Below are 238 nucleotides of genomic sequence, written 5' to 3' on the forward strand. Positions count from 1 at the left end.
TGGTGGCACTGAGCGAGGCGTTGATCGCGGAAATACGCTTATCGATGAAAAAGGATTAAGAGATATTCACAGCGCAGGTTATTTTTCTGCTATTAAAGAAGGCGTGCAATCAGTGATGGCATCCTTTAATAGTTGGAATGGCAAACGTGTACTTGGCGATAAGCATTTATTAACGGATGTACTTAAAAACCAAATTGGTTTTGATGGTTTTGTAGTCAGCGACTGGAATGCGCATAAG

Annotated in this window: 1 protein-coding gene; it reads left to right on the plus strand. The window is 41.2% G+C overall.

What is annotated here, in order from left to right:
* Nucleotides 1-238, plus strand: a 238-nt coding sequence (locus tag AAEY72_RS16270) for a glycoside hydrolase family 3 N-terminal domain-containing protein (RefSeq protein ID WP_352311723.1), incomplete at both ends; no start/stop codon positions are given.

Source organism: Psychrobacter sp. W2-37-MNA-CIBAN-0211, from assembly GCF_040309405.1.
Taxonomy (GTDB): domain Bacteria; phylum Pseudomonadota; class Gammaproteobacteria; order Pseudomonadales; family Moraxellaceae; genus Psychrobacter; species Psychrobacter glaciei.